Source organism: Immundisolibacter sp., from assembly GCF_014359565.1.
In the GTDB taxonomy this organism is placed as follows: domain Bacteria; phylum Pseudomonadota; class Gammaproteobacteria; order Immundisolibacterales; family Immundisolibacteraceae; genus Immundisolibacter.
On sequence record NZ_JACIZD010000020.1, the window covers coordinates 17,944 to 43,547 of the forward strand.

The window sequence follows — 25,604 nt, forward strand, 5'->3', positions numbered from 1 at the left end:
CGGCCCCCGCCACCGCCGGGGCATCAGCTGCCCAGGGTGTCCAGGGCCTTCTGGAAGCGGTTGGCGTGCGAACGCTCCGCCTTGGCCAGGGTCTCGAACCAGTCGGCGATCTCGGAGAAGCCTTCCTCGCGCGCTGCCTTGGCCATGCCCGGGTACATGTCGCTGTACTCGTGGGTCTCGCCGGCGATGGCCGCCTTCAGGTTCTCGGCGGTAGCGCCGATCGGCAGGCCGGTGGCCGGGTCGCCGACGGCTTCCAGGTACTCCAGGTGGCCGTGGGCGTGACCGGTCTCACCTTCGGCGGTGGAGCGGAACACTGCCGAGACGTCGTTGTAGCCTTCCACGTCGGCCTTGTTGGCGAAATACAGATAACGCCGGTTGGCCTGCGATTCGCCGGCAAATGCGGCCTTGAGGTTGCCCTCGGTCTTGCTGCCTTTCAAAGTAGCCATGTCATGACCTCCTGCAGTTGATTGACACCGTTCGGTTGCCGCCGGAGTGGCGGAACTTCACGGCTACGCATGGTAGTCGGGCAAGGTGGGGGATGGAAGTTGATTTTTCCAATGCCGCCGATAGCCAATGTCTATCGGTGCCCGGCCCGCAGCGATTCTAGCCGAAAGCCGATGACGAACCGGTGGCGGACGGGGCGCAGTCGCTGATGGCCTGCGCCAGGATCTCGATTGCCCGTGGGCGAAAGAAGCCGGTCCGCGAGGCCAGCGCCACCTGCCGGTACGGCGCCGTGCCGCGAAACGGCCGCACCGCCAGCAGCGCCCGTTCGCGCGGCGACTCGCCGAGCGCCCCCACCGGCAGCACGCTGATGCCGGCGCCGCTGGCCACCATGTAGCGGATGGTTTCCAGCGAGCTGCCCTCCAGGCGCTGGCCACCCTTGTGCATCAGCGCCGGGCACAGGGCCAGCACCTGGTCGCGAAAGCAGTGCCGCGGTCCGAGCAGCAGCACGTTCTCGTCCCCCAGCTGGGCCGGCCCGATGCTGGCCTGGCTGGTCCAAGGGTGGCCGGGCGGCATCGCCACCACGAACTCCTCGCGGTAGCAGGGCAGCACCTCGATGTCAGGCGCCCGGTACGGCAGCGACAGCACCACGGCGTCCAGCTCGCCGCGCTGCAGGCGGGTGCCCAGATCGTCCGTGTAGTTCTCCTCGATCACCAGCGGCATGCGCGGCGCCAGGCGCCCGAGCAGCGGAATCAGCCGCGGCAGCAGATACGGACCGATCGAGAAGATCACCCCCAGCCGGAACGGCCCGGCCAGCGGATCCGTGGCAGTGGCGGCCAGGGCGCGAATGGTCTCGACATCGGCCAGCACGCGCCGCGCCTGGTCGGCAATCTGCTGGCCGATGGGCGTCGGCTGGATGTGTCCGGGCAGGCGCTCGAACAGCGGCACGCCGAGTTCTTCTTCCAGCTTCCTGATGGCGATGGACAGGCTCGGCTGGCTCACGAAACAGTGTGCCGCGGCGCGGCCGAAATGCCGCTCGCGGGCCACCGCCACCAGATAGCGCAGTTCGTTCAGGGTCATGGCCGACTCGGCTTGGGTGGGCAGGTGCGGATGCGGTATTGTGCCGGCCCGCGCCGTTTGCCGATCCAGCGAGGTCCGCCGCCATGAACCACCCCGATCCGGCCACCGGCCCGGTGCTGCTCGCCGATCGCGATCCCGGCGGCGTGGTGCGCCTGACCCTGAACCGCCCGGCGCAGCGCAACGCCCTGTCCGCGGACCTGCTGCGGGCACTCAAGTCCGCGCTGACGGAACTGGCAGCCGACCCCGCCGTGCGCGTACTGCTGCTGACCGGCGCCGGTCCGGCCTTCTGCGCCGGGCACGATCTGAAGGAACTGCGCGCCCTGCCCGACGAGGCGGCGGCCGGCGCCCTGTTTGGCCTGTGTGGCGAGGTGATGCTGGCGCTGCGGCGCTTTCCGCATCCGGTGATCGCACAGGTGCATGGCGTGGCCACGGCTGCCGGCTGCCAGCTGGTGGCCAGCTGCGACCTGGCCATTGCCTCGGACCACGCCCGCTTTGCCACGCCGGGCGTCAACATCGGTCTTTTCTGCAGCACCCCGGCCGTGGCGCTGACCCGCACCGTGGCCTACAAGCACGCCATGGAGATGCTGTTCACCGGCGACCTGATCGATGCCGCCACCGCCCAGCGCATCGGGCTGGTCAACCGGGTGGTGCCGACCGGCGAGCTGGACGCCGCAACCGGCGCCCTGGCGGCGCAGATCGCCAGCCGCCCGCCGGCCGTGCTGAGCCTGGGCAAGGCCGCCGTGCAGGCGCAAATCGGCCTCAACGAGGCGGCGGCCTACGCCGACATGAGCGCCACCATGGCCAAAAACCTGCTGATGGCAGAAGCCGCCGAAGGTATCGACGCATTCCTCGCCAAGCGGCCACCGAACTGGCCTGCCGCCTGATCGCACGCCGCGGCGCTGGCCACGCCGGCCGATCCCCGTTGTAGGAGCCCGGCTCTGCCGGGCGATCGCGCAGCGCAGCTGCTCACCCACAGAACGATCATCACCTACAACCACACGGCATCCCAATGAAGATATTCCCCGATATCCCGCACCAGCCCCGCGCGCAGCGGATTGGCCACGATATAGCGGGCGACCGCACGCACGTCATCCTGCCGGCGCAAGGCCCGATCATGAAAGCGCGCTGCCACGCGCCGCCGCCCAGCGCCACCGACACGGTCACCTTGTACAGGCGAACTGCTTCCGAAACCGTGCCGCCGTGATTCAGCTGCGCCTGCCAGTGCACGTGATCAGGCATGACCACGAAGGCCAGGGTCGTCACATGGGCAGCGACCTGCGGCGAGTGGAAGGCGCGGACCGCCTGACGGGCGACCGTCCATTCGGCAAACCGGGGCGCCCTGTACACCGTAACCACCGTGAGGAGGTACACCTGTCCCGATAACGACCAGCGGCCTTTGCGCAGATCCCGGCCGTGTGGAGACGTGCTGATGCGGTCCATGCCTGATCTGGGCGCCAGCGCAGCGAGCGATGCAGAAAAGCCGCGCGGCATTTTTATCTGCGGTGGGCGATCATCGCCGCATTCTTAGCTGCCGGAAACGAATTGTCGCGCGCGGCGGATGGCGAGACGACAAGCAATATCATCCCCCTGTAGAGCCAGGCTCCGCCGGGCGATCAATCGCCATGTAGGAACCCGGCTCCGCCGGGCGATCGCGCAGCGAAGCTGCGCTCCTACACAACAATCGCCGCGCCGAAGGAGGCCGACCACCCCGCTTCCTGCTGGCCCCCGATTCCGCGCCCGACCCAAGGACTTCACCGAATGAGCACCACCCCACCCCTGACGCGCCCGCGTTCGGTCCCGCAAATGCTCGAGCGCGTGCAGCACATGATCACGCCGCAGAGCATGAGCCGCGCACTGGCCTTCCAGCCGCGGCCCAGCGACGTGTTCATCGCCACCTTTCCCAAGAGCGGCACCACCTGGCTGCAGCAGATCGTGCACGGCCTGCGCACCGGCGGCGACATGGACTTCGACGAGATCACGCAGGTCGTGCCGTGGCTGGAGACCGCGCTCGATCTGGGCCTCGACATCGACGGCCCGCAGCGCGCCCAGCCGCGGGCCTACAAGAGCCACCTGCCGTGGCCGATGATTCCCAAGGGTGGCCGGTACCTGGTCGCCGTGCGCGATCCGGGCGACGTGCTGGTGTCGCAGTTCCACTTCTGGAACGGCTGGTTCTTCGAGGCCGGCAGCGTCACCGTCGAGGACATCGCCCGCGACCTGTTCCTGAACCAGACCCTGCCGTTCAACTACTACCGCCACCTGCAATCCTGGTGGCCGCAACGGCGGGAACCGCACACCCTGATGCTGTGCTACGAGTCCATGCTGGCCGATCCGCAGGCCGCCGTGCGGCGCATCGCGGACTTCATCGGCGTGCCGCTGGACGCGGCGCTGCTGCAGCGGGTGCTGGACCAGTCGAGCGTCGAGTTCATGCGCGCCCACGCCCGCCAGTTCGACGACCACCTGCTGCGCGAGGCCCGCGACGCGGCCTGCGGCCTGCCGCCGGGAGACACCGGCGGCAGCAAGGTTCGCGCCGGTCGCGCCGGCGCCAACGTGACTGAACTGGGCGACGCCGTGCGGGCCGCACTGGACGCCGCCTGGCAGCAGCACATTGCCGGCCCGCTGGGCATTGCCGATTACGCCGCGCTGCGACGGACCCTGGAGGCGGGCGCCTGAATCGCCGATGCGCTCCTGATCGGGGCGCGCCCCGCCGATGGGCGCCTATTTCCAGCAGCAAGCGTAGCCTGGATGCAGCACAGCGAAATCCGGGATTCTTGGTCTCGTAGCCCGCCGTAGGAGGGGTTAGCCCATCGTGGGAGCGGCGCCCCCGCCGCGAAGCCTGCGCTGCCGCGTTCGGCCCGGGGGCGGGCCTCCTACAAGCAGGATTCGCTGGACGGGTGAGGCCCATGGGAGCGGCGCCTTCACCGAGAAGCCGGCGGACAAGGCGATTGGAGGCTAGGGCCGGAATCGAACCGACGTACGCGGCTTTGCAGGCCGCTGCATGACCACTCTGCCACCTAGCCGGGGCCAGAAACGACTGGCCGCGCACGGGGCGCGGCCAGGAAAAGACTTGGAGCGGGAAACGAGACTCGAACTCGCGACCTCAACCTTGGCAAGGTTGCGCTCTACCAACTGAGCTATTCCCGCCCGAATGGGAACGCGGATTGTCGGCGCCCGGGCGGCGCGCTGTCAAGCCTTTCGGAGGCTGGGCCAGGCGGCTTTCAGGTACATGACCATGGACCACAGCGTCAGCGCTGCCGCGACATAGAAGCACACCACGCCCAGCTCGTAGACGGGCAGTCCGTATAGTTTGTGTTCGTACAGCAGCAGGCTGATGGCGATCATCTGCAGGGTGGTCTTGGTCTTGCCGATGCTGGACACGGCGACCTGGGCCCGCTCGCCGATCTCGGCCATCCATTCGCGCAGCGCCGAGACGGTAATCTCGCGTCCGACGATGACGATGGCCGGCACGGCCATGTAGCTGTGCGGGTGGCCCTGCACCAGCAGCACCAGCGCCGCGGCGACGATCAGCTTGTCGGCCACCGGGTCCAGGAACCGCCCGAACGGCGAGGTCTGGCCCAGACGCCGGGCGAGGTAGCCGTCCAGCCAGTCGGTCAGCGAGCTGACCAGGAACAGCCCTGCGGCGGCCGGCCGGCCCCAGGCAGTCGGCAGGTTGTAGCAGACCACCACCAGCGGGATGGCTCCGATGCGCGCCAGGGTGAGCACATTGGGCAGGTTCAGCAGGCGCCGGCTCATCAGGCGAGTTCTCCGTGCAGGGCGTCGTAGACGGTTTGCGCCAGGCTGTGGCTGATGCCGGGCACCTGCGCCAGGTCGTCCACGCCGGCGCGGCGCAGTTCCTGCAGGCCGCCGAAGCGCGTCAGCAGCAGGCGCCGGCGCTTGGGGCCGAGCTGCGGGATGTCCTCCAGCGGCGAGTGATTGCGCGCCCGCTGGCGGCGCCCGCGGTGGCCGGCGATGGCGAAGCGGTGCGCCTCGTCGCGGATGTGCTGGATCAGGTGCAGGGCCGGCGAGTCCGGCGGCAGGAAGATCGGCTGCTCGCGCCCCAGCAGCAGCAGCGTCTCGGCGCCTGGCCGGCGGGTCTCGCCCTTGGCCACGCCCAGCACCGCCAGGCCGCTGACCTGCAGCTCGTCCAGCACCGCCTTGACGCGCTGCAGCTGCCCGGCGCCGCCGTCGATCAGCAGCAGGTCCGGGAACTTGCCCTCGCCCTTTTGCAGGCGCGTGTAGCGTCGCTCGATGGCCTGCGCCATGGCGCCGTAGTCGTCGCCGCCGGTCACGCCCTCGATGTTGAAGCGCCGGTACTCGGACTTGGCCGGGCCGTCGGCGTCGAACACCACGCAGGAGGCCACCGGCGCCTCGCCCATGGTGTGGCTGATGTCGAAACATTCCAGGCGCTGCGGCAGGCTGTCCAGGCCCAGCGCCTCCTGCAGGGCCTCGTAGCGCTCGCGCAGGCTGGCGCTGCTGGCCAGGCGCCGGCCCAGCACCAGCGCGGCGTTGGTGCGCGCCAGGCGCAGCCATTTGGCGCGATCGCCGCGTACCGCGGCGGCCAGGCGCACCTTGTGGCCGCTGACCTGGGCGAGCGCGGTTTCGAGCAGTTCCTGATCCGGCACTGCGTGACTGATCACGATTTCGGCCGGCACCTCGCCGTCCAGGTAGTGCTGCGGCAGGAAGGCCGCCAGCACGCTGTCCGGCTCGGCGTCGTCCACCAGGCGCGGAAAGAACGAGCGGGTGCCCACGCTGCGCCCGCCGCGGATGAACAGCACCTCCACGCAGGCCACGCCCTGCCGGCTGGCGCAGGCGATGACGTCGACGTCCGCGTCCACGCCCTCGATGCCCTGCTGTTCCTGCACCCGCCGCAGGGCGCCGATCTGGTCGCGCAGGCGCGCCGCCTGCTCGAAGTCCAGCAGCGCGGCAGCCTGCGACATCCGCGCCGCCAGCTCGCCGATCACCAGTTCGTTCTTGCCTTCCAGGAACAGCTCGGCGTGGCGCACGTCCACCGCGTAGTCGTCCGGTCCGATCAGCCCCACGCAGGGCCCGGTGCAGCGCTTGATCTGGTACTGCAGGCACGGCCGCGTGCGGGCGCGAAACACCGTGTCCTCGCACTGGCGCAGGGGAAAGATGCGCTGCATCAGGGCCAGGCTGTCGCGCACCGCGCCGGCGCTGGGGTAGGGGCCGAAATAGCGCCCGGGTGCCTTGCGCGCGCCGCGGTGAAAGGCCAGGCGCGGGAAGGCCTCGCCCTTCGACAGGTAGATGTACGGGTAGCTCTTGTCGTCCCGCAACATGATGTTGTAGCGGGGCCGCAGGGACTTGATGAGGCTGTTTTCGAGGATCAGCGCCTCGCTCTCGGAGGCGGTGACGGTGACCTCGATGTCGGCGACCTGCGCCACCATGCGCGCCACCTTGGGCGAGTCGTGACGCTTGCTGAAGTAGCTGCCAACGCGCCGGCGCAGGCTGCTGGCCTTGCCGACGTAGATCACCTGACCGCTGGCATCGAGCATGCGGTACACGCCCGGCCGGTTCGGCAGGCGGGCGGCGATGGCTTTCGGTTCCGGGCGCTCGGTCATGTTGTTGGGTCGATCAGGTCGCGGGCGCTGGCCAGCGCGGCGGTGAACATCGCCTCGTCGATGCGGCCGGTCTGCACGTTGTAGCGGCTGGTGTGGTAGCTGTCGACCAGCCAGCGGCCGTCCGGCAGCGGATGGCGGGTGTTGTGGGCAAACCTGAACCGGCTGGGCTTTTCACCGAGTGCCCGCAGCACCGCCTGGTGGGCGATATGGCCCAGCGCCAGCACCACGCCGCCCGGCGGCACCCGCGCCAGCTCGGCGCGCAAGAAGGCGTTGCAGGTGCTGATTTCTTCCGGCAGCGGCTTGTTGGCCGGCGGCAGGCATTTGACGGCATTGGCGATGCGGCAGTCGAACAGCTGCAGGCCGTCGCCCGCGGCCAGCGATTCCGGCGCGCTGGCGAAGCCGAGTGCATGCAGGCCGCGGTACAGCAGCAGGCCGGCGTAATCGCCGGTGAACGGCCGCCCGGTGCGGTTGGCGCCGTGCATGCCAGGGGCCAGGCCGACGATCAGCAGCCGCCCGCCGGGCGGACCGAAACCCGGCACCGGCGCGGCGAAGTAGTCGGCCCGCTCGGTGCGCACGCCGTCCAGGAATTCGGCCAGACGCGGACAGCGCCGACAGGCGGGATCGTGCAGCGCGGTGGCGGTCATTGGGTTCGACGGGCTGGCCGGTGTGCGGACAGTTTGCCAGACGCCACGGATGGGCGGATTTGCGCCCGTGCCGGCCTTATTCGATGTTCTGAATCTGCTCGCGCATCTGCTCGATCAGCACTTTCAGGCCGACAGCCGCCTGGGTGATCTCCATGTCGATGGCCTTGGAGCCGACGGTATTGGCCTCGCGGCCGAGTTCCTGCATCAGAAAGTCCAGCCGCCGGCCGACGGCGCCGCCTTTTTGCAGGCAGCTGCGGATTTCCTTGACGTGAATACCGATGCGGTCCAGTTCCTCGGCGATGTCGCCTTTCTGGGCCGCCAGCACCAGTTCCTGTTCCAGGCGGGACGGTTCAACGGGTACGCCCAGTGCGGCGATGCGCTCGCGCAGCTTGTCGCGCCAGGCCTCGCGGATGGCGGGGATGCGCTCGCCGATTTTCGTGGCCAGTTCCAGCACGCCGGCGGCGCGTTCCTCGATCAGCTCGGCCAGGCGCTCGCCTTCGCGGCGGCGGGTGGCCTTCAGTTCGCCAAAGGCGGCTTGCAGGGCGTGCATGGCTTCGTTTTCCAGCGTTTCCTGGTCGGCGCCGTCGGCGGACTTGACCACTCCCGGCCAGCGCAGCAGGTCGAGCGGGTTCAGCGATTCAGTGTGCGCACCCAGGTGATCGCGCACCCGCATGGCGGCGCTGATCACGGCCTGCAGCGCCGGTTCGTTCAGCTCCAGGCTGGCGGCCTCGACGGGCGGCACGTAGCGCAGGCCGATGTCCACCTTGCCGCGGTTCAGTTCCCGATTGGCCAGGTCACGCACGCGCGCTTCCAGGCCGCGCAGGCTGTCCGGCAGGCGCAGCGACAGCTCCAGGTAACGGTGGTTAACGCTGCGCAGTTCCCAGGTGAATTCGCCCAGCGGCCCGCTGCGGCTGCTGCGGGCAAAGGCGGTCATGCTGGAAATCATGGGCGGTTCCGGGTTCGGGCGGGGCGGCCAAGTGTAGCGGACGGGCCGCATGGCTCTGCGGCTGGCCCGCGGGCTGCCGGGCTACAATGGCCGCCCTTTTGGCCGTCCATGCCGCAAGCCGCGGCGCTCGCCGGCGGTCAGTCGATCTTGTGCCTTTCCATCTCTTTTTCAAGGACACGCCATGCGCCCGAGCGGCCGTCGGCCGGACCAGTTGCGTCCGGTCACCATCACCCGTCAGTTCAGCAAGTACGCCGAAGGTTCGGTGCTGGTCAGTTTCGGCGACACGCGGGTGATCTGCACCGCCAGCGTCGACGAGCGCGTGCCGGGCTTCAAGCGCGGCAGCGGCAGCGGCTGGGTGACGGCCGAGTACGGCATGCTGCCGCGCGCCACCCATTCGCGTAATCAGCGCGAGGCCGCCAATGGTCGCCAGGGCGGCCGCACGCTGGAGATCCAGCGCCTGATCGGCCGCGCCCTGCGTGCGGTGGTGGACCTGTCGGCGCTGGGTGAGCGCACCATCACGCTGGATTGCGACGTGATCCAGGCCGACGGCGGCACGCGCACGGCGGCCATCACCGGCGCCTACGTGGCGCTGGTGGATGCGGTGGCCAGCCTGCGCAAGCGCCGGGCCATCACGCGCGATCCGATTCACGGCGCGGTGGCGGCGGTGTCGGTGGGCATCTTCGCCGGGCAGACGGTTCTGGACCTGGACTACGCCGAGGATTCCACCGCCGAGACCGACATGAACCTGGTCATCAACGACGCCGGCGCCTTCGTGGAAATCCAGGGCACGGCCGAGGGCCACGCCTTCCGCGCCGACGAGCTGGCGCAGCTGATCGCGCTCGGTCAGCAGGGCGTGGCCGAGCTGATCGCCCTGCAGCGGGCGGCCTTGGCCGGCTGATGCGCCTGGTGCTGGCCAGCGGCAACCGCGGCAAGCTCGCCGAGCTGCGCGGGTTGCTCGGCGACCTGCCGCTCGACCTGCAGGCACTGGGCGATTTCACCGCCGATGCGGCCGAGGAAACGGCGCCCAGCTTCGTCGAGAACGCCATCCTGAAGGCCCGCCTTGCCGCCGCCGCGTGCGGCCTGCCGGCGCTGGCCGACGATTCCGGGCTGGAGGTGGACGCGCTGGCCGGCGCACCGGGCGTGCACTCGGCCCGCTACGCCGGGCCGGCGGCGGACGATGCGGCCAATCGGGCCAGGCTGTTGCAGCAGCTCGCCGATGTACCGGCGGATCGGCGCACGGCGCGTTTTCGCTGCGTGCTGGTCTACCTGCGCCACGCGCAGGACCCATGGCCGCAGATTTTCAGCGGCACCTGGGAAGGCCGGATCGCGCTGACCGAGGCCGGCCAGCACGGTTTCGGTTACGACCCGCTGTTCTGGCTGCCCGAGCACGGCTGCACGGCGGCGCAGCTGGACCCGGCCGACAAGGCGCGCCTGAGCCACCGCGCCCAGGCGGCGCAGGCGCTGCGGGCGTTCCTGCAGGCGCAGCTGGCCTGAGGTCGGTCGGCGCTGCGCTTCAGCCGCGCTGCACGAATTCCAGTGCGAACTTGCTGCCCAGGTACGCCAGCGCCAGCAGGGCAAAGCCGGCCAGGGTCCAGCGCACGGCGGTGCGGCCGCGCCAGCCGGCGCGGCGCCGGCCGATCAGCAGGGTGCCGATCACCAGCCAGGCGCCGATCGAAAGCGCCGTTTTTTCAAGCAGATGCGGCGCAAAGATGTCGCCCAGGAACAGCACCCCGGACAGCAGCGCCAGCGTCAGCGCGGCAAATCCGAGTCCCAACAACTGGAACAGCAGCCGTTCCATGTCGCCCAGCGGCGGCAGTGCGCGCAGCACGCCGCCGGGCGCGTGCTGGCGCAGACGCGAATCCTGGTACGCCATGACCAGCGCCTGCAGGGCCGCCAGCGCCAACAGGGCATAGGCGCTCAGCGACAGCGTGACGTGCAGCGCCAGCGGCAGCATGTCGACCGCCGGCAGCGGCGTCGAATGGTCCGGCAGCAGCATCAGCAGCACCGACAGTCCCGCCAGCGGCGCCAGCACGACGCCCAGGTTGTCCACCGAACGCAGGATGGAGATGCCCACGAACAGCAGCATCACCGCCGCCGCCAGCAAGGACACCGCATTGCCGAAACCCAGCGCCAGCGCTGGCCCGTCGGCGATCGTCGTGCGCAGCAGCCCCAAGTGCAGCAGGCCCAGCAGCGCTGCCGCGGCCCGCAACGCGAGGCGCGTGCCACTGGCCGGCCGGCGCAGCTGCAGGACGTAGCCGGCGCCAAGGCCCAGGTAGGCCGCGGCGAGCAGGATGGACAGGGCGTTGAATGACATGCGACGCGGCTGGCAACGGTGGGCGAGCCATTCTACTGGAGGCCCGGCCGGGCCTCGTGGCGATGATCGCCCGGCATAACCGGGCCTCTACAGCCAGCGATTCTGGCAGCGCGTCCCGGCCCTCCGGTTGCCGCCTCAGGCGGCGTGGGTCAACCGATGTTCCCGGCGCGGCGTGCCGGACAGGTGCAGCAGGTCGGCGCTGTGCAGCAGCAGCCTGTCGTCGCCGAGGTCGGCGGCGGCCAGACTGGCCAGCACCGCCGGGTTGCTGTCGATCATGGCGATGACGCGTTCGCCACGCTGCTCGGCCTGCGCGATCGCCGACAGCTTGCTCGCGCCGACATCGTCCCGCCAGCCGTGCGGCGTGAACCAGGCCAGTTCGTCGACGAACCGCAGGCGGCTGTCCGATGCCAGGTCGTTCAGGCAGCGCAGCGTGTCCTGGCGCAGAAACTCCGGACGCGCGGAGTTGATGCCGACCACCGTGCGCGGCTGCTCGTTCAGCCAGGCGGCCAGGCCCAGCAGGCCGCGGTAGGGCGCATGGGCGAGGCGGGCAATCTCGCCGCAGCGGCGCTTGTGCTGGAACCAGGCGAGCACTTGCGGCTGTTCGTCGGCCGGCACCTGGCAGTGTTCCAGGATGGCTTCGATGCCGCGTCCGAACGGATCGAGCGTGCCCGGATCAAGAGCACTGAAGTGGGAGCTGGCATGGTTGGCGTCGTAGGCACGCAGCAGGCCGGCGAGCGCCAGGCGCATGTCCAGGAACGTGTCGTCGACGTCGAACAGCACCAGCAGGCGTTGGTTTGGAAAGCGCTGCAGGCTGCGCTCGTGGTGGCTCAGCAGCGCGCGGGTCCAGTCGCGCATGGTCGGTATCCTCGTTCGGCTTGGGGTGTGGGCGCATGCTGGAGGGCGCCGGTTAAACTTTGATGACCCCAACCGATTTGGCAGCAACCTTCATGCCGCAGCTGGTACTTGCCTCGACCTCACCCCGCCGCCGTGAACTGCTGGCCCAGCTTGGCGTGAATTTCGAGGTGCTGGCCGTGGCGGTCGACGAGCAGCCCTTGCCAGGAGAACTGGCAACCGACCATGTGTGCCGACTGGCGCTGGCCAAGGCGCGCGCGGCTGCAGCGCAGCTTGGCCCGCAGGTCTGCGTGCTGGGCGCCGACACGGTGGTGGTGCTGGACGGGGAGATTTTCGGCAAGCCGGTGGATCGGGGCGATGCGGCCGCCATGCTGCGCCGCCTGTCCGGGCGCACGCATACGGTGCTCAGCGCCGTGGCGCGCGTGCAGGGCGGTGCCCACGTCGTGCGCCTGAGCGAGAGCGAAGTGACGTTTCGCACCCTGTCGCCGGCCGAGATTGCGGCTTACTGCGACACCGGCGAGCCGCTCGACAAGGCTGGCGCCTACGCCATCCAGGGCCGGGCGGCGGCGTTCATCCGGCATCTTGAGGGCAGCTATTCGGGCGTCATGGGGCTGCCGCTGTTCGAGACCGCCGATCTGCTGGCCGGCGCCGGGGTGCTGGTCGGGGACTGAGGGCGCCGTGCGTCGATGCCATGCCGGATCACCCGGCTGCCATCAGCCGCCGGTGGGGCTCAGGATGATCTCCACGCGGCGGTTCTGCTGGCGACCGTCGGCGGTTTCATTGGACGCGATGGGTTGGGTTTCGCCATAACCAAGGGTGGTCATGCGGCTGCTGGCCACGCCGCGGCTGGCCAGATAGCTGGCGACGGCCTGGGCACGGCGCTCGGAAAGCTGCTGGTTGTAGCTGTCCGAGCCGGTGCTGTCGGTATGGCCGTTGATCTGCACCCGGGTGTCCTGGTATTCGGCGATGGTGGCGGCCACCTGATCCAGGGTGCTGTGGAAGGCGGGCGTGATCTGGGCGCTGTCGGTGGCGAAGGTGACGTGCCCCGGCATGTTCAGGATCACGTTATCGCCCTGGCGTGACACCTCCACGCCCGTGCCGGCCGTTTGCTGGCGCAGTTTTTCTTCCTGGTTCTGCATGTACTTGCCGACCCCGGCGCCGATGGCGGCACCCGCTGCCGCGCCGATACCGGCACGCTGGCCGCGGTCACCGCCGCTCACGCCGCCGAGCACCGCACCCGCGGCCGCGCCGATGGCGGCGCCCTTGCCGGTCTTGGTCATCTCGCGCTGGCCGGTTTCGGGGTTGGTGGCGCAGCCGGCGACCAGCAGGGCGACCAGCCCCGCGGCGGCCGGACCATGAAAGCGTGTCCTGAACATGAATATCTCCGCGGTAGCGAGTCACCATTGACCGAGCAGTTGGACCGCGGCCGATCGCGCTTGTTGTTGTGTGCCGGCCGTGTGGCCGCGAGTTCACGGGCCGGGCCGATGCTGACCCGCGCGTTCCTCGACAAGCCGCCCGCGGCGTGCACCGATGATGTGGGCCAGCACCAGCACTGGCAGCGCCAGTCCAAGAACCCAGTGGCTGACCGACACCCACGGGCGCGCCGTTTCGTCGGCCACGTAGTACAGCGCCCAGCCGCCAAGAGCCAGCACTGCGCAGGCGGCGAGCAGCACGAGCCCGCTGGGCCGCCGACGGCGAGGTCGCCAGGCAGGCCACACGTGCATCGGCAGCAGGGCGCCAAGACCCAACAGCGCCGGCAGGGCCAGCAGGCCGTGCAGGCGCATCAGCCAGGCTTCCAGCGGATGGTGTTCGGGGCCGAACGGACCCTCCACGCGCAGCCAGGTGTGCAGCACCAGCCAGGCGGCGCCGGTGAGCAGCAGCAGCAGGCAAAGGCCGTACACCGCGCGCCGGCCGAGCGGCCCGAGGCGCGGACCCAGCAGCGTGTAGCGTGGGCCGGGTTTCATGCGGCGGGCAGCAGCAGGGCCTGCGCCTGCAGGCGGCGCAGGACGGGTTCGCAGGCGGCCGGATCGATGGCCACCGGCTTGGTCAGCGCGTCGGCGCGCAGGCAGGAACGGGCCAGCACGGTCACGCTGCCGGTCGCCGCCCAGGCGCGCCCGCGGCGCGGGTCGACCAGCGGCGAGCGCCAGGCCTGTCCGTGCCGGCGGCGGGTGTCCGCCACGCAGCTGGTCGCCACGGCGCCCTGCAACAGCGGCGGCAGCAGCCGCAGCCGGGCCGGATCGGCCGGATCGCGCACGCCGATCCGGCGCGGCTCGTGGCCATAAAAACGCAGGTCACCGCCAGCGTTGACACAGGCCTGCGGCACGCCGGCCCGGCGCAGGCTGGCGATGGCCTGATCCACCGCATAGCCCTTGGCGATGCCGCCCAGATCGATCAGCAGCGGGCGGGCGAAGCGCACCGTGCCGTCGGTGCCAAGGCGGATGTCGCGCCAGTCGCCGGTCGTTTCCGGGCTGTTCGACAATCCGGGCAGATACCCCCAGCGCACCAGTGTCGGCGCGATGGTCACGTCGAAGCGGCCATTCGTGAGCGCGCTCAGCCGGCAGGCTGCGCGCAGCACACGCCGCAGGTGCCCGCTCACCGGCACCGGGCCGGCATGCGCCGCGCGGTTCAGGCGCGACAGCTCGCTGTCCGGTTCGTGAAAGCTCATCCGGCTGTGTACCCGCGCCACGGCCCGAAAGGCGCGGTCGATGGCCCGCGCAAGCTGCGCCGGCGGCAGGCCGGTCGCCTCGATGCCGACCAGCGTGCCCAGCCACGGCTGCGCCCGGCGCATCGTGCCGGTCAGCGGCCGGGCGAGCGGAGCATTCACGGCGCAGCCCCGAGCAGCGCGCGGTGGGTGGCCAGCAGGCGCCGCACGCCGTCGGTCAGGTGGCGGCAGGACAGCGTGGCGCCGCTGATGTTCTGGATGTCGCGCCCGAGCTTGACCGCATCGCTCGCGTCCTTGCCCAGGAACTGCGCCCGCCAGCGCGGCTGGCGCACCTGGTCGCCGTGCGTCTCGCGGTAATCGAGGATTTCCACGCCCGCCACCTGGCCGTCGGCCGTGACCGCCAGCGCGTAGGTGATGAACTCGTGCTTGCCGTAGACCTGATCCACGAACAGGTGCCCAAGCAGCCTGTCCGCTGCAATGGCGCGCCACACCTTGGGCTTTCGGTTGACGACGCGGGTTCCGCTGGCCTGTTCGATGGCGCGCACCTGTTCGGCGGTGAGTTCGACCGCTTCCGGGGCGTAGTCGGTCGCGGTCGGGAACAGCAGCCGCTGTGCCTGTTCGATGCTCAGGTATTGCGTGGCCTGCGCCGCCAGTGGCGTGACCAGCAGCGGGACGGCGAGCCACGGGGAGGGCAGCGGGCGGGACATGGCGGCTATGCTGCCCTTGATGCGAATGATTCGCAATGTTTGAGGCTTGATACGCGTCAAGCCCGGCCCGAAAGCACCGCTGCGGCGACCTGTGTTCGCGGCAAACCCGGACCGGCCGGCATAATTGCGCCCCGGCCGGCTCATGTCCCGCTCCTGTCGACAGATCAACCATCGCTTCATGAAACTCTGGCGTCTGCTTCTCCTGCCCGCGCTGGCACTGCTGCTGGGCGCGCTGGCGCTCGGCCTGCGGCACGATCCGAAGCAGATTCCCTCGCCGCTGGTCGGCAAGCCGCTGCCGGCCATCGCGGGCGAGACACTGGACGGGCAGCCGGTCGATCTGGCCAAGGCCGGGCAGGGCAGGCCGCTGCTGATCAACGTGTGGGCCTCGTGGTGCGAGTCCTGCGCCGTGGAGCATCCGGTGGTGGTGGCGGCGGCACGGCAGTTCGGTGACCGGGTCGCCTTCATCGGCCTCAATTACCGGGACAAGCGCGAGCTGGGTGAGGCCTGGCTGGCGCAGCGCGGCAACGCCTACCGCTGGTCGTTCTTCGATCCCGAGGGCCGCGCCGGCATCGAACTTGGCGTGTACGGCGTCCCGGAGACCTTTTTCGTGGCGGCCGACGGCACGCTGCTGGCCAAGCACGTCGGGCCGCTCGACGCGGACAGCCTGCGCGGCTACCTCAAGACGCTGTTCGGGGTGAGCTGATGCGCGGACTTCTGATGGCGCTGCTGCTGCTGGCGCCGCTGGCGCGGGCCGAGGTGGTCAGCGAAGACCCGCAGCAGCGGCAGGTGCTCGAGATCGCCCAGCAACTGCGCTGCGCAGTGTGCCAGAACCAGTCGGTGGCGGAGTCGAATGCCGAGCTGGCGCAGGACATGCGCCGGCTCATCGCCGAGCAGCTTGCCGCCGGGCGCAGCGAGGCCGAGGTCATCGATTACTTCCGCGCCCGCTACGGCGATTTCGTCCTCATGCGCCCGCCGCGGCAGGGTTCGGGCGCTCCGCTGTGGTGGGCGCCGTGGGCGATCCTGGCGGCGGCCGGCGGCGGGGCCTTCATCTACCTGCGCAAGCGCCTGCGCGCTCAGGAGCGTTCGTGACAGCACTCGTTCTGACCGGCTTGGCGGTGCTGGCCGCGGTGGCCTGGCTGGTGCTGCGCCTGCCGTCGCCGGCAAGTGCCCCTGACACCCTGGCGACACGGCGCGCGCAGTTGCAGGCGAGCCTGGACGAGCTGGCCCGCGCCCGCTCCGACGGCGTGCTGGATGAGGCGAGCTTTGCCGACGAACAGCGTCGCCTGCAGGCGGACATGGCAGCCCTGGCGCAGCCGGCGCCGGCGCCGTCCGCATCACGGCCCGACCGCACGCTGTGGCCGTTCGCGCTGGCGGTATTCATCCTGCTGCCGGCCGCGGCCGTGGGGTTGTATGGCTATTTGCAGGGTCCGTTCTGGCAGCAGATGGATGCCATGCGCGACGCGCCGAATGCCGCCGCGCCGGTCGATCCGGCGGCCATGGTGGCGCGGCTCGAGGCGCGTCTGGCCAAGGACGGCAGTGATCCCGAAGGCTGGCGGCGCCTGGGCCGCTCCTACGTCGTGCTCGGCCGCCCGGCCGACGCGCGGCGTGCCTACGACCGCGCGGCGCAGCTGGCGCCGGACGACCTGACGCTGCTGGAGGGCTACGCGGACGCCGCCGAGCCCGGTGTGGCCCCGCCGCCCGGCATCGCGGCCATGATCGCCAGCGTCGAGCAGGGCATCCTGGCCACGCCGGACGATCCGCGTGCCTGGGTGCGCGCCGGCTTTGCGCGCAGCATGCAGGGCGACCGCACCGGCGCCCGCGACGCCTACGCCCGTGCCCACGAACTGGACCCGCAGCGCCCGGAAGTGTTGGCCGCGTATGCTGCCAGCGAGTACGCCCTGAACCCGCAGCAACCCAGCGCGCGGGCGGTGGAACTGTACGAGCGCCTGCTGAAGATCAATCCCGACAACGGCTCCGCGCTGTGGGTGCTCGGCCAGGCCGCGCAGCGTGCCGGCCAGCCGGCGCAGGCGCGCGACTATTGGCAGCGCCTGCTGGGGCTGCTGCCGGCCGATTCGCCGATGCGGGCGCAGGTGCAGCGGGCGATCGATACGGTAGCGGGAGGCGCTGGGGCGCCGTAGCGCTGCCTAGGGCTTGCCGGCGGCCAGGTGTGCCCGGATGGCGTCGGCGATGAGGTCGTAGCGACGATCGAAATGGTGATCACCGGGGCGCTCGAGGCGCGTAATGGCGCCGGCACCGGGCGCTGTGCAGAGGCTTTCGGTCTTCTCCTTGGCGCCGTAGACGCACAGCACCTTGGCTGGCGGGATGCGCTGCAGTTCCGGCAGGGTGGGCGCGGCCCCGGCATTGGCGCGGCCAAGCCAACCGGAGATCGACACCTCGAAATCGGCGCTGCGCCCGGGTGCCAGCAACGCCAGCGTGCCGACGCGCTGCTGCCAATCGGCCGGCAGGCGGTTGTAGGCGAACGGCAGGATGTCGGCGCCGAAGGAGTAGCCGATCAGCACCACGCGGCGGCTGCCCCAGGCGCTGCGGTAGTGATCCAGGATGCGGATCAGGTCGTCGGCGGTCCGTTGCGGATCCCGGTGACGCCAGAAATAGCGCACCGAGTCGACGCCGACCACGGCCATGCCCTGGCGCGCCAGCAAATCGCCGAGGGTCTTGTCGATGTCGCGCCAGCCGCCGTCGCCGGAATAAATGACGGCCAGGGAGTCGGTTGCTTGCTTGGCCGGCAGTTCCACCAGCGGCAGGTCGCCGACCGACGCGGTTTGCCGATCGGTGGCGGTTTCGAGGGCGTCCAGGGTGTCGGTGACGACGCGCGCGAGCGGCCGGTCGGGCAGTCTTTGCACCTGAGCCGGGGCTTTTGACGCCACCGCGGCCAGCAGGGCGGAGTCCGCCGTGCCGCCCACCACACGCCAGGGGACGGCGACCGGCAGCGCCAGCAGGCCGACCGTGCCGGCACGGTCCGGCCGGCCGGACACCCTGCACAGCGGCTTGCGTAGCGCCAGGCGCGGCGGCGGCATGTCAGTGACGGCGCCGGCGAAGGTCAGCGGCGGCGCCAGCGCGGCCAGTGCGTACACCCAGCCCGCGCCGGCGCCGTGGCCGACCAGCAGCGGTGGGTCCAGATCCGCCAGGTCGAAACGCCGGCCGAGGTAATCGGCATGCCAGTTGACGATGCCGGCCAGGTCCAGGCAGCGCTCGTGTCGATCGAGCACGTTGGCCGCGAAGCGGTCGACGTCGATGCGCGCCACCAGCGCGCCGTGCGCTGCCAGGGCCGGCACGGCGGCGTCGAGCTGCGCATCGCCGGCGCGGCCGAACACGAAGGCCAGGCGTGCCACCGGCCCTGCGGGCTGCTGAATCCGGTAGGTGCCCCAGTCGTCGCTGCTCAGCTCGACCGGCGCCGGCAGCTTGGCGCAGCAGGCGGCCTGGCTCAGCAGCACGGCGATCAGGGCCGGGCAGCGCAACAGCGCCTTCAGGCGCCACGGTTGCCGGGGCCGCGGCGCGGCGTGCGCGCAGCGTGGTGGGTGCGCGTCAGACAAGGGCATGGCTGCGTCTCAGGCGCTGGTGAACACGCGCCGGTAGCCGCCGGCGATCAGTGCCGCGATGTCCAGCAGCAGGAAGTGCGGCGACATTTGGTACGGGTAGGCCAGGTAGGCGCCGCGCCAGACCGGCTGGAATTTTTCCTTGTAGCTGCGCAGGCCCTTGTAGTTGTAGAAGCGGTTGCCGTACTCGTAGGCGAGGCGCGCCAGGCGCTCGCTGGGACGGGCGTATTTGGTCTCGCCGACGCCGGCCAGCGGCGCCATGCCGAGGTTGAACCAGGCGTAGCCGGCGTCGCGGGCGTATTCCAGCAGGCGCACGAACAGAAAATCCATGCAGCCGGGCGGTGCACCGACGCCGTGGCGCATCAGGTCGATGCTCAGCTCCTGGTTTTGGCGGTAATCCGGCATCAGGCTGGCGAAGGCGACGATGTGCTCGCCGCGGCGTACCACGGCGATCGGCGCCTGGCTCAGGTACTGGCGGTCGAAGCGGCCGAGCGAGAAGCCCTTTTCGGCGGTTTTCGTGCCCAGCCACTGGTCCGAGACGGCGCGCAATTCGGCCCAGGTGGCCTCCGGCAGCGGGTGGTCCAGCATGGCAAAGTCCAGCCCTTCGCGCTGGGCGCGGTTGACGGCCCCGCGCAGGTCGTCACGCTTCTTGCCGCGCAGGGAGAAATCGGCGACCGGTACCAGCGCCTGCTCACCGAGCTTGAACAGCCCGAAGCCGTGGTCGTGGTACAGGTGCAGGTTCGCTTCGCTGACCTCGTAGAACACCGGTACGCAGCCGTAGCGGTCGGCAAACTGCCGAAACGCCAGGATGGCGCCCTCCAGGGCAGCCGGCGCGCCGGCCGGGTCGCCGAGCGCCACCAGGCGGTTGCGGATGCTGCCGAAGGCAATCAGGGCGTCGCGGGCCGGGGTGTGGAACAGATATTTGTCGCCGAGCAGGGTCAGATGGGCAAATTCGTGTCCGCCGTGGGTGCTGTAGAAGGTTTTTGCTTCGGCCAGGGCGGCGGCGTCGGGCAGCACCAGGCGCGGCCGCGGCATGGCAAAGGCCAGCCAGCCGAGCATGCCGGCGCCGGTCACCAGGACCGCCAGCAAGCTGCGCGCGAAGCGCGGTGTGTGCTCGCCGGGTGAGAACTTCAGCAGGCTGGCAGCCCACGCCTCGCTGCCATAGAGCGCCGCCCCCAACCAGGCGTATCCGACCAGGGCCGCCAGCAAGGCCAGCAGCCACAGCAGGTTGCGCCGGCTCAGCAGCGGGTAGGCGAGCCGCTCGAAGTGTTCGCGGCGCGTATACAACACGGCGGCGAGCACCAGCAGGTAGCTGGCCTCCTCGTAGTCGAGGCCCTTGGCCAGGCTCAGCAGCGCGCCGGCCAGCAGCATGAACAGCGTCAGCTGATAGGCGCGGCGCACCTGCCCGGCGATGCCCCGCGACAGACCCAGCAGCACCACCCCCGCCACTACCGACAGCAGATGCGAGCCCTCCATAACGGTCGACGGCAGGTAGCTGTGCAACACGGCGCTGCGCTCGGCCAGCGTGGGATACGCCGCCGACACCAACAGCACCAGTCCAGCCAGGAAGGTGAGATAGCCGAGCAGGCGCACACCGACAGCGCCGACCAGCTCCACCGGCAGGCGCAGCACGCCGAGCAACGGATACGCCTCGGCCCGGCGCAGCATGCGCACGAACAGGTTCTCGTCGGGCACGAACAGGCGCGCGCCAAGCACCAGGCCCAGCAGCGCCGGCACCAGGTAATAGCTCAGGCGAAACAGCAGGATGCCGGCCAGCACGCCTTCCGGTGGATAGTCCAGGCCGCGCAGGATCACCAGCAGCGTGCCGTCGAGCACGCCAAGGCCGCCCGGCACCTGGCTGGCGATGCCGGCGGTGGCGGCCAGCGCGAAGGCCAGCAGCAGTTGTTCGGGTTCCGGCTGCACTCCGGCCAGGGCCAGCGCCACGCCCAGCACCGCCAGCGCCAGCGCCCATTCGCCGAACGAGGCCAGCGTCAGCTGCAGGCGCAGGCCGACGGTCAGCGGCGGCAGCTCGTGAAAAAAGCGCCGGTGCAGGGCGCCGCTGCCGGTGAGCAGGAAAAACGCCGGCACGTAGGCGGCAAAGCCGGCCAGCAGCAGCTGCGGCACGCCGCGCGGCAGCGGCAAGGCAATCGCAAGCTGCGGCGACACCACCAGCGCCGCCGCGCACAGCAGGCCAAGGCCCAGCGGTACCGCCAGCAGCTGCAGGCCGGCATAGACCGCGATGGTGCGCCCGGCCACCCCCTCGCGCGACAGGGCCAGGTAGCGGATGCCGCTGCCGGTCATGCCCGACAGGCCGACCAGGTTGGCCAGCGTGCAGGCCGGCCAGGCATAGCTGAGCACCCGCCGAATCGGCAGCCGGATGTTCAGCCAGCGGTTCAGCAACAGGTCGTAGCCGCACATGGCGAGCACCGGCACCAGCGCCAGCAGTTGCAGACCGAGCAGGTCAAGATTGCTCAGCTTGCGCGTAATGGCATGCAGGGCGTGCAGGTCGAGCCCGCGCAGGTCGCGCCAGCCCAGGTACCCGACCAGCGCCAGCACCAGCGGTGGCCAGATCCCGCGCAGCATGCGCAGCGAGCGCCGCAGGGTGGTGGGTGCCGGCTCGACGGTCGAGGCCGCTGGCGCGTCGTGGCTACACGGCTTGGGCGAGTTCACGCGGGCGTCTGGCCGTGGTTGGCAGTGGAAAGGGATTCGGCGTCATGGGTCACGCCCAGGCGTTCCGGGTGTACGGACGCGGTGGGTTCTCCGGCGACGTGGCCGGGATCAGGATTTCCACCCGGTGCGCGGCGACCACGCCGAAGATGACCACCAGCCCCGCGCGTCGGTGTTGCCGTACGCCGACCGCAGCGGCACCGATGAAGCGCAATGCCTCGTAGTGAAACAGTACGCAACCGACGATCAGCAACAGCGACGTGGTGCAGGCGTACAGCATGGCTACGGCTTGGACAGGTGCAGCACCCGGTTGGCGCGCGATTCGGCCAGATACAGGCTGCCGTCGGGCAGCAGGACGATGCCCTGTGGCTGGCGCAGGCGCCGCGCAATGGTGCGCTGCTTGCCGTCCGCGATGCGCACCAGCTTGCCGCTACGGATGCGGCTGATAACCGCCCACAGGCTGCCGTCGGCGCCGCAGGCGAGCTGGTCGATGCCGCGCAGGTTCTCTGCCAGCACTTCAAGACCGGCCGGTCCGTGGGCCAGGATGCGGCCGGTACCGCTCTCGGCAATGCCGATGCGCCCGTCCGGCAGGTTGCACAGGCCTTTGGGGCTGCTCAGGCCGTCCACCAACACCGCCGGTTCGGCGCCCTCGCGCAGCACCCACAGCCGGCCGGCCGATACGCTTTGCGCCACCACCACACTGCCGTCGGGGCGCCGCAGCAAAGCTTCCGGCTTGTCCATGCGCGCCAGCACGCGCAGCCGCGCCGTGGTCGTGTTGTAGGCCATCACGCGGCCATCCGGATCGGTTTCGCTGACCAGCACGCTGTCGTCCAGAGCCAGCAGGCCGTCCGGTTCGCCGAAGTCGCCGAACACGGTTTTCGGGCCGTCCGGGGTCAGTTCCACCAGCAGGCCGGGGATGGTTTCGAGCGCCACGTAGCGCAATCGTCCGTCGGACCCCAGGGCCAGGCTGTCGGGTCGGGACAGGCGGATTTTGTCGGTGATTTTCCAGCCGTCACGCAGCTGCAGCGGCCAGCGGGCGCCGTAATACACGCCGCCCACCAGGGCCAGGATCAGCGCAGCGGTAGCCAGCCGGCCGACGCGTCGCATGCGGTTGCGGCGTTGTCGGTCCGCAGCCGAACGTCGATTGACACCTTTCGAAATCATGGGGTGGTATGCCTTGCGGTCTGGAACGGACGCGGGATGGTAGGGGCACAGCTCACCGCTGGCACCCTTTACGGGTGGACTGCAAGCCGCGGCGCCGGATTGCCGGGCGCTCCGGGCCACAGGCCAAGGTGCTGGCGATATATCCGCGCGGCGCCCTGGTAGAGCGCCAGGGCCGGGTCGAGCAGCCGGCTGTCGGCCGCCAGCGGACGGGCCGTGCGGGCGTCGGCCGGTTCCAGCACGCTGGCCTTGTTGCCCGGCGACAGCACCACCAGTCGCTGGTGGTCCAGCAGGCCCAGGTGCTGGTAGTTGCTCAGCAGGGCCCGTTCGTCGGCGTCGGTCATGCGCAGGATGTCCTTGCCGAAAAAGCGGCTGTCGTAGTTCCAGTGCAGCAGGCCGAGCAGGGTCGGGGCGACGTCGATCTGCCCGACCAGGCGTTCGATGCGCTGCGGCTGCACATGCGCCGGCGAGTACACGAACAGCGGGATGCGGTAGCGATCCAGGGGCAGGGCGGTGCGCCCGTCGCTGCCGGCGCAGTGATCGGCGACGATCACGAACAGCGTGTCGTTGAACCAGGGCTTCTGACGGGCTTTTTCCAGCAGGTCGCCGATGGCCCAGTCGGTGTATTTGACGGCTCCGGCACGGCCGGTTTTGGACGGGATGTCGATGCGGCCGTCCGGGTAGCTGTACGGCCGGTGGTTAGAGGTGGTCATCACCAGCTGGAAGAACGGCTGGCCACGGGCGAAGTCGCCGTCCGCCTCGCGCATGGCCCGGTCGTACAGGCTCTCGTCGGCCACGCCCCAAATATTGGCGAAGGCGATTTCCGGGGACGTCATGGCGGCCCGGTCGACGATGCGAAAGCCGTTCTTGCCGAAAAAGTCGTTCATGTTGTCGAAATAGCCAAAGCCACCGTACAGGAAGGTGCTGTCGTAGCCGTGGGCGGCAAACAGCTGCCCCAGCGAGAACAGGCCCCCGTTGTCCGGGCGTTTGACGATCGACTCCCCCGGCGTGGGCGGCACCGACAGGGTGAGCGATTCCAGGCCGCGTACGGTGCGCGTGCCGGTGGCGTACAGATTGCTCAGCCACAGGCTCTGTGCGGCCAGGCGGTCCAGGTTGGGTGTCAGGCCGGTGGTGTCGGCGTCGGTTGTGCCGTATGCGCCCAGATACTTGGCCGACAGGCTCTCGACCACGATCAGCATCACGTTCAGGTTCCGTTCGGGGCCGCGGTCGGTGTTGTCGACGTGGCGGGCCAGGTCATAGCCGGCCGGCGTCAGGAAGGTCTGGTTCGGTTGCTGCACCTGACGTCGCAACTGCGCGGCAACGGCCGCGTCGTCGTGCTGGATGTAGAACTGCGCGTAGCTCAGTTCGGCATCGCGAAAGGCGTGAAAGAACTGGTACGGGCCGTTTTCGGAAAGCTCGTTCAGGTATTGATTGTCGAAAGCCTGTCCCGGGCGCTGATCGAGCGCCAGGAAAGCCACTGCCGGCAGCAGCAACAGCCCGCCGCCGACGAGCAGGCGCGCCTTGAGCGGGCTGTCGGCATCCAGCGTGCGCCTGATCGGCCGGCGCAGCGCCCACAGCAGGGCCAGCGCCAGCAGCCCGAGGCCGCCCAGCAGCCAGCCGACCGGATACGACTCGCGGATGTTGCCCAGCACCTCGTCGCTGTAGACCAGATAGTCGACGGCGATGAAGTTGAAGCGGGCCCCGAACTCACCCCAGAACACCCACTCGGCGGCCAGCACGAACAGCAGGCCGTACAGCAGCGCGTAACAAAGCCCGTACGCCAGCGGCCGATGCCAGCGGCTGCGAAACAGCCGCTGCGGTGCCAGCATCAGATACAGCACCAGTGGCACCGCCGCATAGGCCAGGAAGGCCAGGTCGTACAGCGCGCCGGTGCCATACAGGCGCAGCAGCGTGCCGGGGCCAAGCTCGACATCACTCCAGGCGGTCAGCAGCAGGGCGGTGCGCAGCAGCGCAAAGCAGGCCAGCGCGGCCAGGCCCAGCGGCAGCAACAGGCGGAAGCGGCCGCTGGATCGGTCAGTCGAGGGCATCGCGATTTTCCGTGTGGACAGGCGCCGGGGTGGCGTGGGGTCGCGGCAAAACGACCGGCAAAACCGGCAGAGCCCGCGCCCCAGGCGCCGCTACTGCGACAGCGGGCTGCGTGTCGAGTTCGGCCGGACAAAAAGTGGCCGCTGTGGTGACGATGCCGATTGTCATGTCGGTCCCGCCAGGGCGCCGAGCCCCGGCCAGGTGCGCCGCTGCAGACGGTGCGGTGACGGGACCAGCAGTCCACAGACCGGCCGGGTACGGCATTCGGCGCGGTTGATGGAGGGCTGCTTGCAGCGCCGCTTTACAGGACGGCAGGGAGTCTGCGGTGATGCCCGTGAAGGCTGCGTGAGCGGCACGTGAGTTTTGCGTCAAGACGGCGCCGGGGCCGCGCAACACGGCCTCAGGTCGGGCAGGTGCCCCCGGGCCGCCTGTGGCGTGCCCGCAGCGCAGGGACGCGGCGCAGGCGCTGAGAAATCCTGGAGGGATTTATTCAGATACTGTCTTCCTCCGATCATGGCAAGCCGATGGCTGGGTCGAAGGGACGCCCGGATTTGAGAACGCCCAATTCAGGTGTACGAGCTTGCGCATGGCGGCGACCATGACTTGCTTGGGACGTTTGCCCCTGGCGGCAAGACGCTCACAAAAGGCGCGTAGCACCGGGTTGTGCCGCTTGGCGGCCTTGTGGCGTTGGTCCGGGTCGTGGTCGATATGATCCCGGATCGCATCACGCAGGCGCGCGATCTCGTCCTCCAGGGCCTTGAGGACGTTGGCCAACGAGCGCAAGGCCTCGTCTTGCACCTGCTGCGCGCGCGCCAGGGGCTTGTCGTAGGGCCCGGTGGCCTCCAGACACACCCCGGTCTGCATCCAATCCACCCCCTGCGCCCGACCCCAGGCAAGCAGCGCCGCGAAGCCTTCGGCATCGTTCGGGAACACCTTGCTCTTGCCCCGCCCGTCGGG

General features: G+C 70.0%; 26 protein-coding genes, 2 tRNA genes and 1 pseudogene. 8 read left to right on the plus strand and 21 right to left on the minus strand.

Translation table 11 applies throughout. The features are described 5' to 3' along the window. Nucleotides 1-23: 23 nt before the first annotated feature. The gene (locus H5U26_RS13900; protein ID WP_290620732.1) at nt 24-446 is read right to left on the minus strand and encodes a rubrerythrin family protein; all 423 of its coding nucleotides are present in this window, start codon (nt 444-446) and stop codon (nt 24-26) included. A 157-nt stretch (nt 447-603) separates the two neighbouring features. Continuing rightward, nucleotides 604-1,521 carry a hydrogen peroxide-inducible genes activator gene (locus H5U26_RS13905; protein ID WP_290620734.1) on the minus strand — a complete coding sequence of 306 codons (918 nt, stop codon included), beginning with the start codon at nt 1,519-1,521 and terminating at the stop codon, nt 604-606. Between the two features lie 83 nt (nt 1,522-1,604). On the opposite strand from H5U26_RS13905, the gene H5U26_RS13910 reads away from it, so the two are divergent. After that, nucleotides 1,605-2,405 (plus strand): enoyl-CoA hydratase, encoded by an 801-nt coding sequence (locus tag H5U26_RS13910; protein ID WP_290620736.1) that lies wholly within the window; start codon nt 1,605-1,607, stop codon nt 2,403-2,405. Between the two features lie 100 nt (nt 2,406-2,505). Here H5U26_RS13910 and H5U26_RS13915 read toward each other — a convergent pair whose 3' ends face one another. Then, nucleotides 2,506-2,961: a transposase gene (locus H5U26_RS13915; RefSeq protein ID WP_290620738.1), complete on the minus strand. Its 456-nt coding sequence runs from the start codon at nt 2,959-2,961 to the stop codon at nt 2,506-2,508. A 318-nt stretch (nt 2,962-3,279) separates the two neighbouring features. On the opposite strand from H5U26_RS13915, the gene H5U26_RS13920 reads away from it, so the two are divergent. Then, a complete protein-coding gene (locus H5U26_RS13920; RefSeq protein ID WP_290620740.1) occupies nt 3,280-4,191 on the plus strand; it encodes a sulfotransferase domain-containing protein in 912 nt (303 codons plus the stop codon). Nucleotides 4,192-4,464: 273 nt separating this feature from the next. Here the strand turns inward: H5U26_RS13920 and H5U26_RS13925 are convergent. From H5U26_RS13925 to H5U26_RS13950, 6 genes are all read right to left on the minus strand, one after another. Continuing rightward, nucleotides 4,465-4,538, minus strand: a tRNA-Cys gene (locus tag H5U26_RS13925). Nucleotides 4,539-4,586: 48 nt separating this feature from the next. Next, nucleotides 4,587-4,662 (minus strand) — tRNA-Gly (locus H5U26_RS13930). Between the two features lie 42 nt (nt 4,663-4,704). Continuing rightward, nucleotides 4,705-5,271, minus strand: a complete 567-nt coding sequence (gene pgsA, locus H5U26_RS13935; RefSeq protein WP_366055972.1) for a CDP-diacylglycerol--glycerol-3-phosphate 3-phosphatidyltransferase — start codon at nt 5,269-5,271, stop codon at nt 4,705-4,707. After that, complete coding sequence (uvrC, locus tag H5U26_RS13940; RefSeq protein ID WP_290620742.1) at nt 5,271-7,094, minus strand: excinuclease ABC subunit UvrC; 1,824 nt, start codon at nt 7,092-7,094, stop codon at nt 5,271-5,273. The genes pgsA and uvrC overlap by 1 nt, the downstream gene beginning before the upstream one ends. Then, nucleotides 7,091-7,738 carry a uracil-DNA glycosylase gene (locus H5U26_RS13945; RefSeq protein WP_290620744.1) on the minus strand — a complete coding sequence of 216 codons (648 nt, stop codon included), beginning with the start codon at nt 7,736-7,738 and terminating at the stop codon, nt 7,091-7,093. The genes uvrC and H5U26_RS13945 overlap by 4 nt, the downstream gene beginning before the upstream one ends. A 76-nt stretch (nt 7,739-7,814) precedes the next feature. Further along, nucleotides 7,815-8,684 (minus strand): YicC/YloC family endoribonuclease, encoded by an 870-nt coding sequence (locus tag H5U26_RS13950; protein WP_290620746.1) that lies wholly within the window; start codon nt 8,682-8,684, stop codon nt 7,815-7,817. Nucleotides 8,685-8,865: 181 nt separating this feature from the next. Between H5U26_RS13950 and rph the strand changes: the two genes are divergently transcribed. After that, on the plus strand, nt 8,866-9,582 hold the full coding sequence (gene rph, locus H5U26_RS13955) for a ribonuclease PH (protein WP_290620748.1): 717 nt from the start codon (nt 8,866-8,868) through the stop codon (nt 9,580-9,582). Next, nucleotides 9,582-10,178 carry an RdgB/HAM1 family non-canonical purine NTP pyrophosphatase gene (gene rdgB / locus H5U26_RS13960; protein WP_290620750.1) on the plus strand — a complete coding sequence of 199 codons (597 nt, stop codon included), beginning with the start codon at nt 9,582-9,584 and terminating at the stop codon, nt 10,176-10,178. Before rph ends, rdgB begins: the two co-directional genes overlap by 1 nt. Before the next feature lie 19 nt (nt 10,179-10,197). Here the strand turns inward: rdgB and ccsA are convergent, their stop codons facing one another. Then, nucleotides 10,198-10,998 (minus strand): cytochrome c biogenesis protein CcsA, encoded by an 801-nt coding sequence (gene ccsA, locus H5U26_RS13965; RefSeq protein WP_290620752.1) that lies wholly within the window; start codon nt 10,996-10,998, stop codon nt 10,198-10,200. Nucleotides 10,999-11,133: 135 nt separating this feature from the next. Then, on the minus strand, nt 11,134-11,853 hold the full coding sequence (locus H5U26_RS13970; protein ID WP_290620754.1) for a hypothetical protein: 720 nt from the start codon (nt 11,851-11,853) through the stop codon (nt 11,134-11,136). Between the two features lie 92 nt (nt 11,854-11,945). Between H5U26_RS13970 and H5U26_RS13975 the strand changes: the two genes are divergently transcribed. Then, nucleotides 11,946-12,521 (plus strand): Maf family protein, encoded by a 576-nt coding sequence (locus H5U26_RS13975; protein WP_290620756.1) that lies wholly within the window; start codon nt 11,946-11,948, stop codon nt 12,519-12,521. Nucleotides 12,522-12,563: 42 nt separating this feature from the next. Here the strand turns inward: H5U26_RS13975 and H5U26_RS13980 are convergent, their stop codons facing one another. From H5U26_RS13980 to H5U26_RS13995, 4 genes are all read right to left on the minus strand, one after another. After that, nucleotides 12,564-13,226, minus strand: a complete 663-nt coding sequence (locus tag H5U26_RS13980) for an OmpA family protein (RefSeq protein ID WP_290620758.1) — start codon at nt 13,224-13,226, stop codon at nt 12,564-12,566. A 93-nt stretch (nt 13,227-13,319) separates the two neighbouring features. Next, nucleotides 13,320-13,814, minus strand: coding sequence for a hypothetical protein (locus H5U26_RS13985; protein ID WP_290620760.1), 495 nt, complete (start codon nt 13,812-13,814; stop codon nt 13,320-13,322). Next, nucleotides 13,811-14,674, minus strand: a complete 864-nt coding sequence (locus H5U26_RS13990; protein WP_290620762.1) for an FAD:protein FMN transferase — start codon at nt 14,672-14,674, stop codon at nt 13,811-13,813. Before H5U26_RS13990 ends, H5U26_RS13985 begins: the two co-directional genes overlap by 4 nt. Next, nucleotides 14,671-15,219 carry an FMN-binding protein gene (locus tag H5U26_RS13995; RefSeq protein ID WP_290620764.1) on the minus strand — a complete coding sequence of 183 codons (549 nt, stop codon included), beginning with the start codon at nt 15,217-15,219 and terminating at the stop codon, nt 14,671-14,673. Before H5U26_RS13995 ends, H5U26_RS13990 begins: the two co-directional genes overlap by 4 nt. Before the next feature lie 178 nt (nt 15,220-15,397). Here H5U26_RS13995 and H5U26_RS14000 point away from each other — a divergent pair, with 178 nt between their 5' ends. Genes H5U26_RS14000 through ccmI form a run of 3 tightly spaced genes read left to right on the plus strand, consistent with a single transcriptional unit; the run spans nt 15,398 to nt 17,357 of the window. Then, nucleotides 15,398-15,922 (plus strand): DsbE family thiol:disulfide interchange protein, encoded by a 525-nt coding sequence (locus H5U26_RS14000; RefSeq protein ID WP_290620766.1) that lies wholly within the window; start codon nt 15,398-15,400, stop codon nt 15,920-15,922. Next, nucleotides 15,922-16,308 (plus strand): cytochrome c-type biogenesis protein, encoded by a 387-nt coding sequence (locus H5U26_RS14005; protein ID WP_290620768.1) that lies wholly within the window; start codon nt 15,922-15,924, stop codon nt 16,306-16,308. Before H5U26_RS14000 ends, H5U26_RS14005 begins: the two co-directional genes overlap by 1 nt. Beyond that, a complete protein-coding gene (gene ccmI, locus H5U26_RS14010; protein WP_290620770.1) occupies nt 16,305-17,357 on the plus strand; it encodes a c-type cytochrome biogenesis protein CcmI in 1,053 nt (350 codons plus the stop codon). Before H5U26_RS14005 ends, ccmI begins: the two co-directional genes overlap by 4 nt. A gap of 6 nt (nt 17,358-17,363) precedes the next feature. On the opposite strand, the gene H5U26_RS14015 is transcribed toward ccmI, so the two are convergent. From H5U26_RS14015 to H5U26_RS14040, 6 genes and pseudogenes are all read right to left on the minus strand, one after another. After that, nucleotides 17,364-18,776 carry an AcvB/VirJ family lysyl-phosphatidylglycerol hydrolase gene (locus H5U26_RS14015; protein ID WP_290620772.1) on the minus strand — a complete coding sequence of 471 codons (1,413 nt, stop codon included), beginning with the start codon at nt 18,774-18,776 and terminating at the stop codon, nt 17,364-17,366. A gap of 9 nt (nt 18,777-18,785) precedes the next feature. After that, entirely contained in the window at nt 18,786-21,443 is a 2,658-nt protein-coding gene (gene mprF, locus H5U26_RS14020) for a bifunctional lysylphosphatidylglycerol flippase/synthetase MprF (protein ID WP_290620774.1), read from the minus strand. Between the two features lie 49 nt (nt 21,444-21,492). Continuing rightward, nucleotides 21,493-21,720, minus strand: a complete 228-nt coding sequence (locus H5U26_RS14025; protein WP_290620776.1) for a hypothetical protein — start codon at nt 21,718-21,720, stop codon at nt 21,493-21,495. A gap of 2 nt (nt 21,721-21,722) precedes the next feature. Next, complete coding sequence (locus H5U26_RS14030) at nt 21,723-22,547, minus strand: hypothetical protein (RefSeq protein ID WP_290620778.1); 825 nt, start codon at nt 22,545-22,547, stop codon at nt 21,723-21,725. A 125-nt stretch (nt 22,548-22,672) separates the two neighbouring features. After that, nucleotides 22,673-24,649 carry an LTA synthase family protein gene (locus H5U26_RS14035; RefSeq protein WP_290620780.1) on the minus strand — a complete coding sequence of 659 codons (1,977 nt, stop codon included), beginning with the start codon at nt 24,647-24,649 and terminating at the stop codon, nt 22,673-22,675. 509 nt (nt 24,650-25,158) lie between these two features. Then, a pseudogene (locus tag H5U26_RS14040) lies at nt 25,159-25,325 on the minus strand (IS110 family transposase); the annotation flags it as partial. Nucleotides 25,326-25,604: the final 279 nt, after the last annotated feature.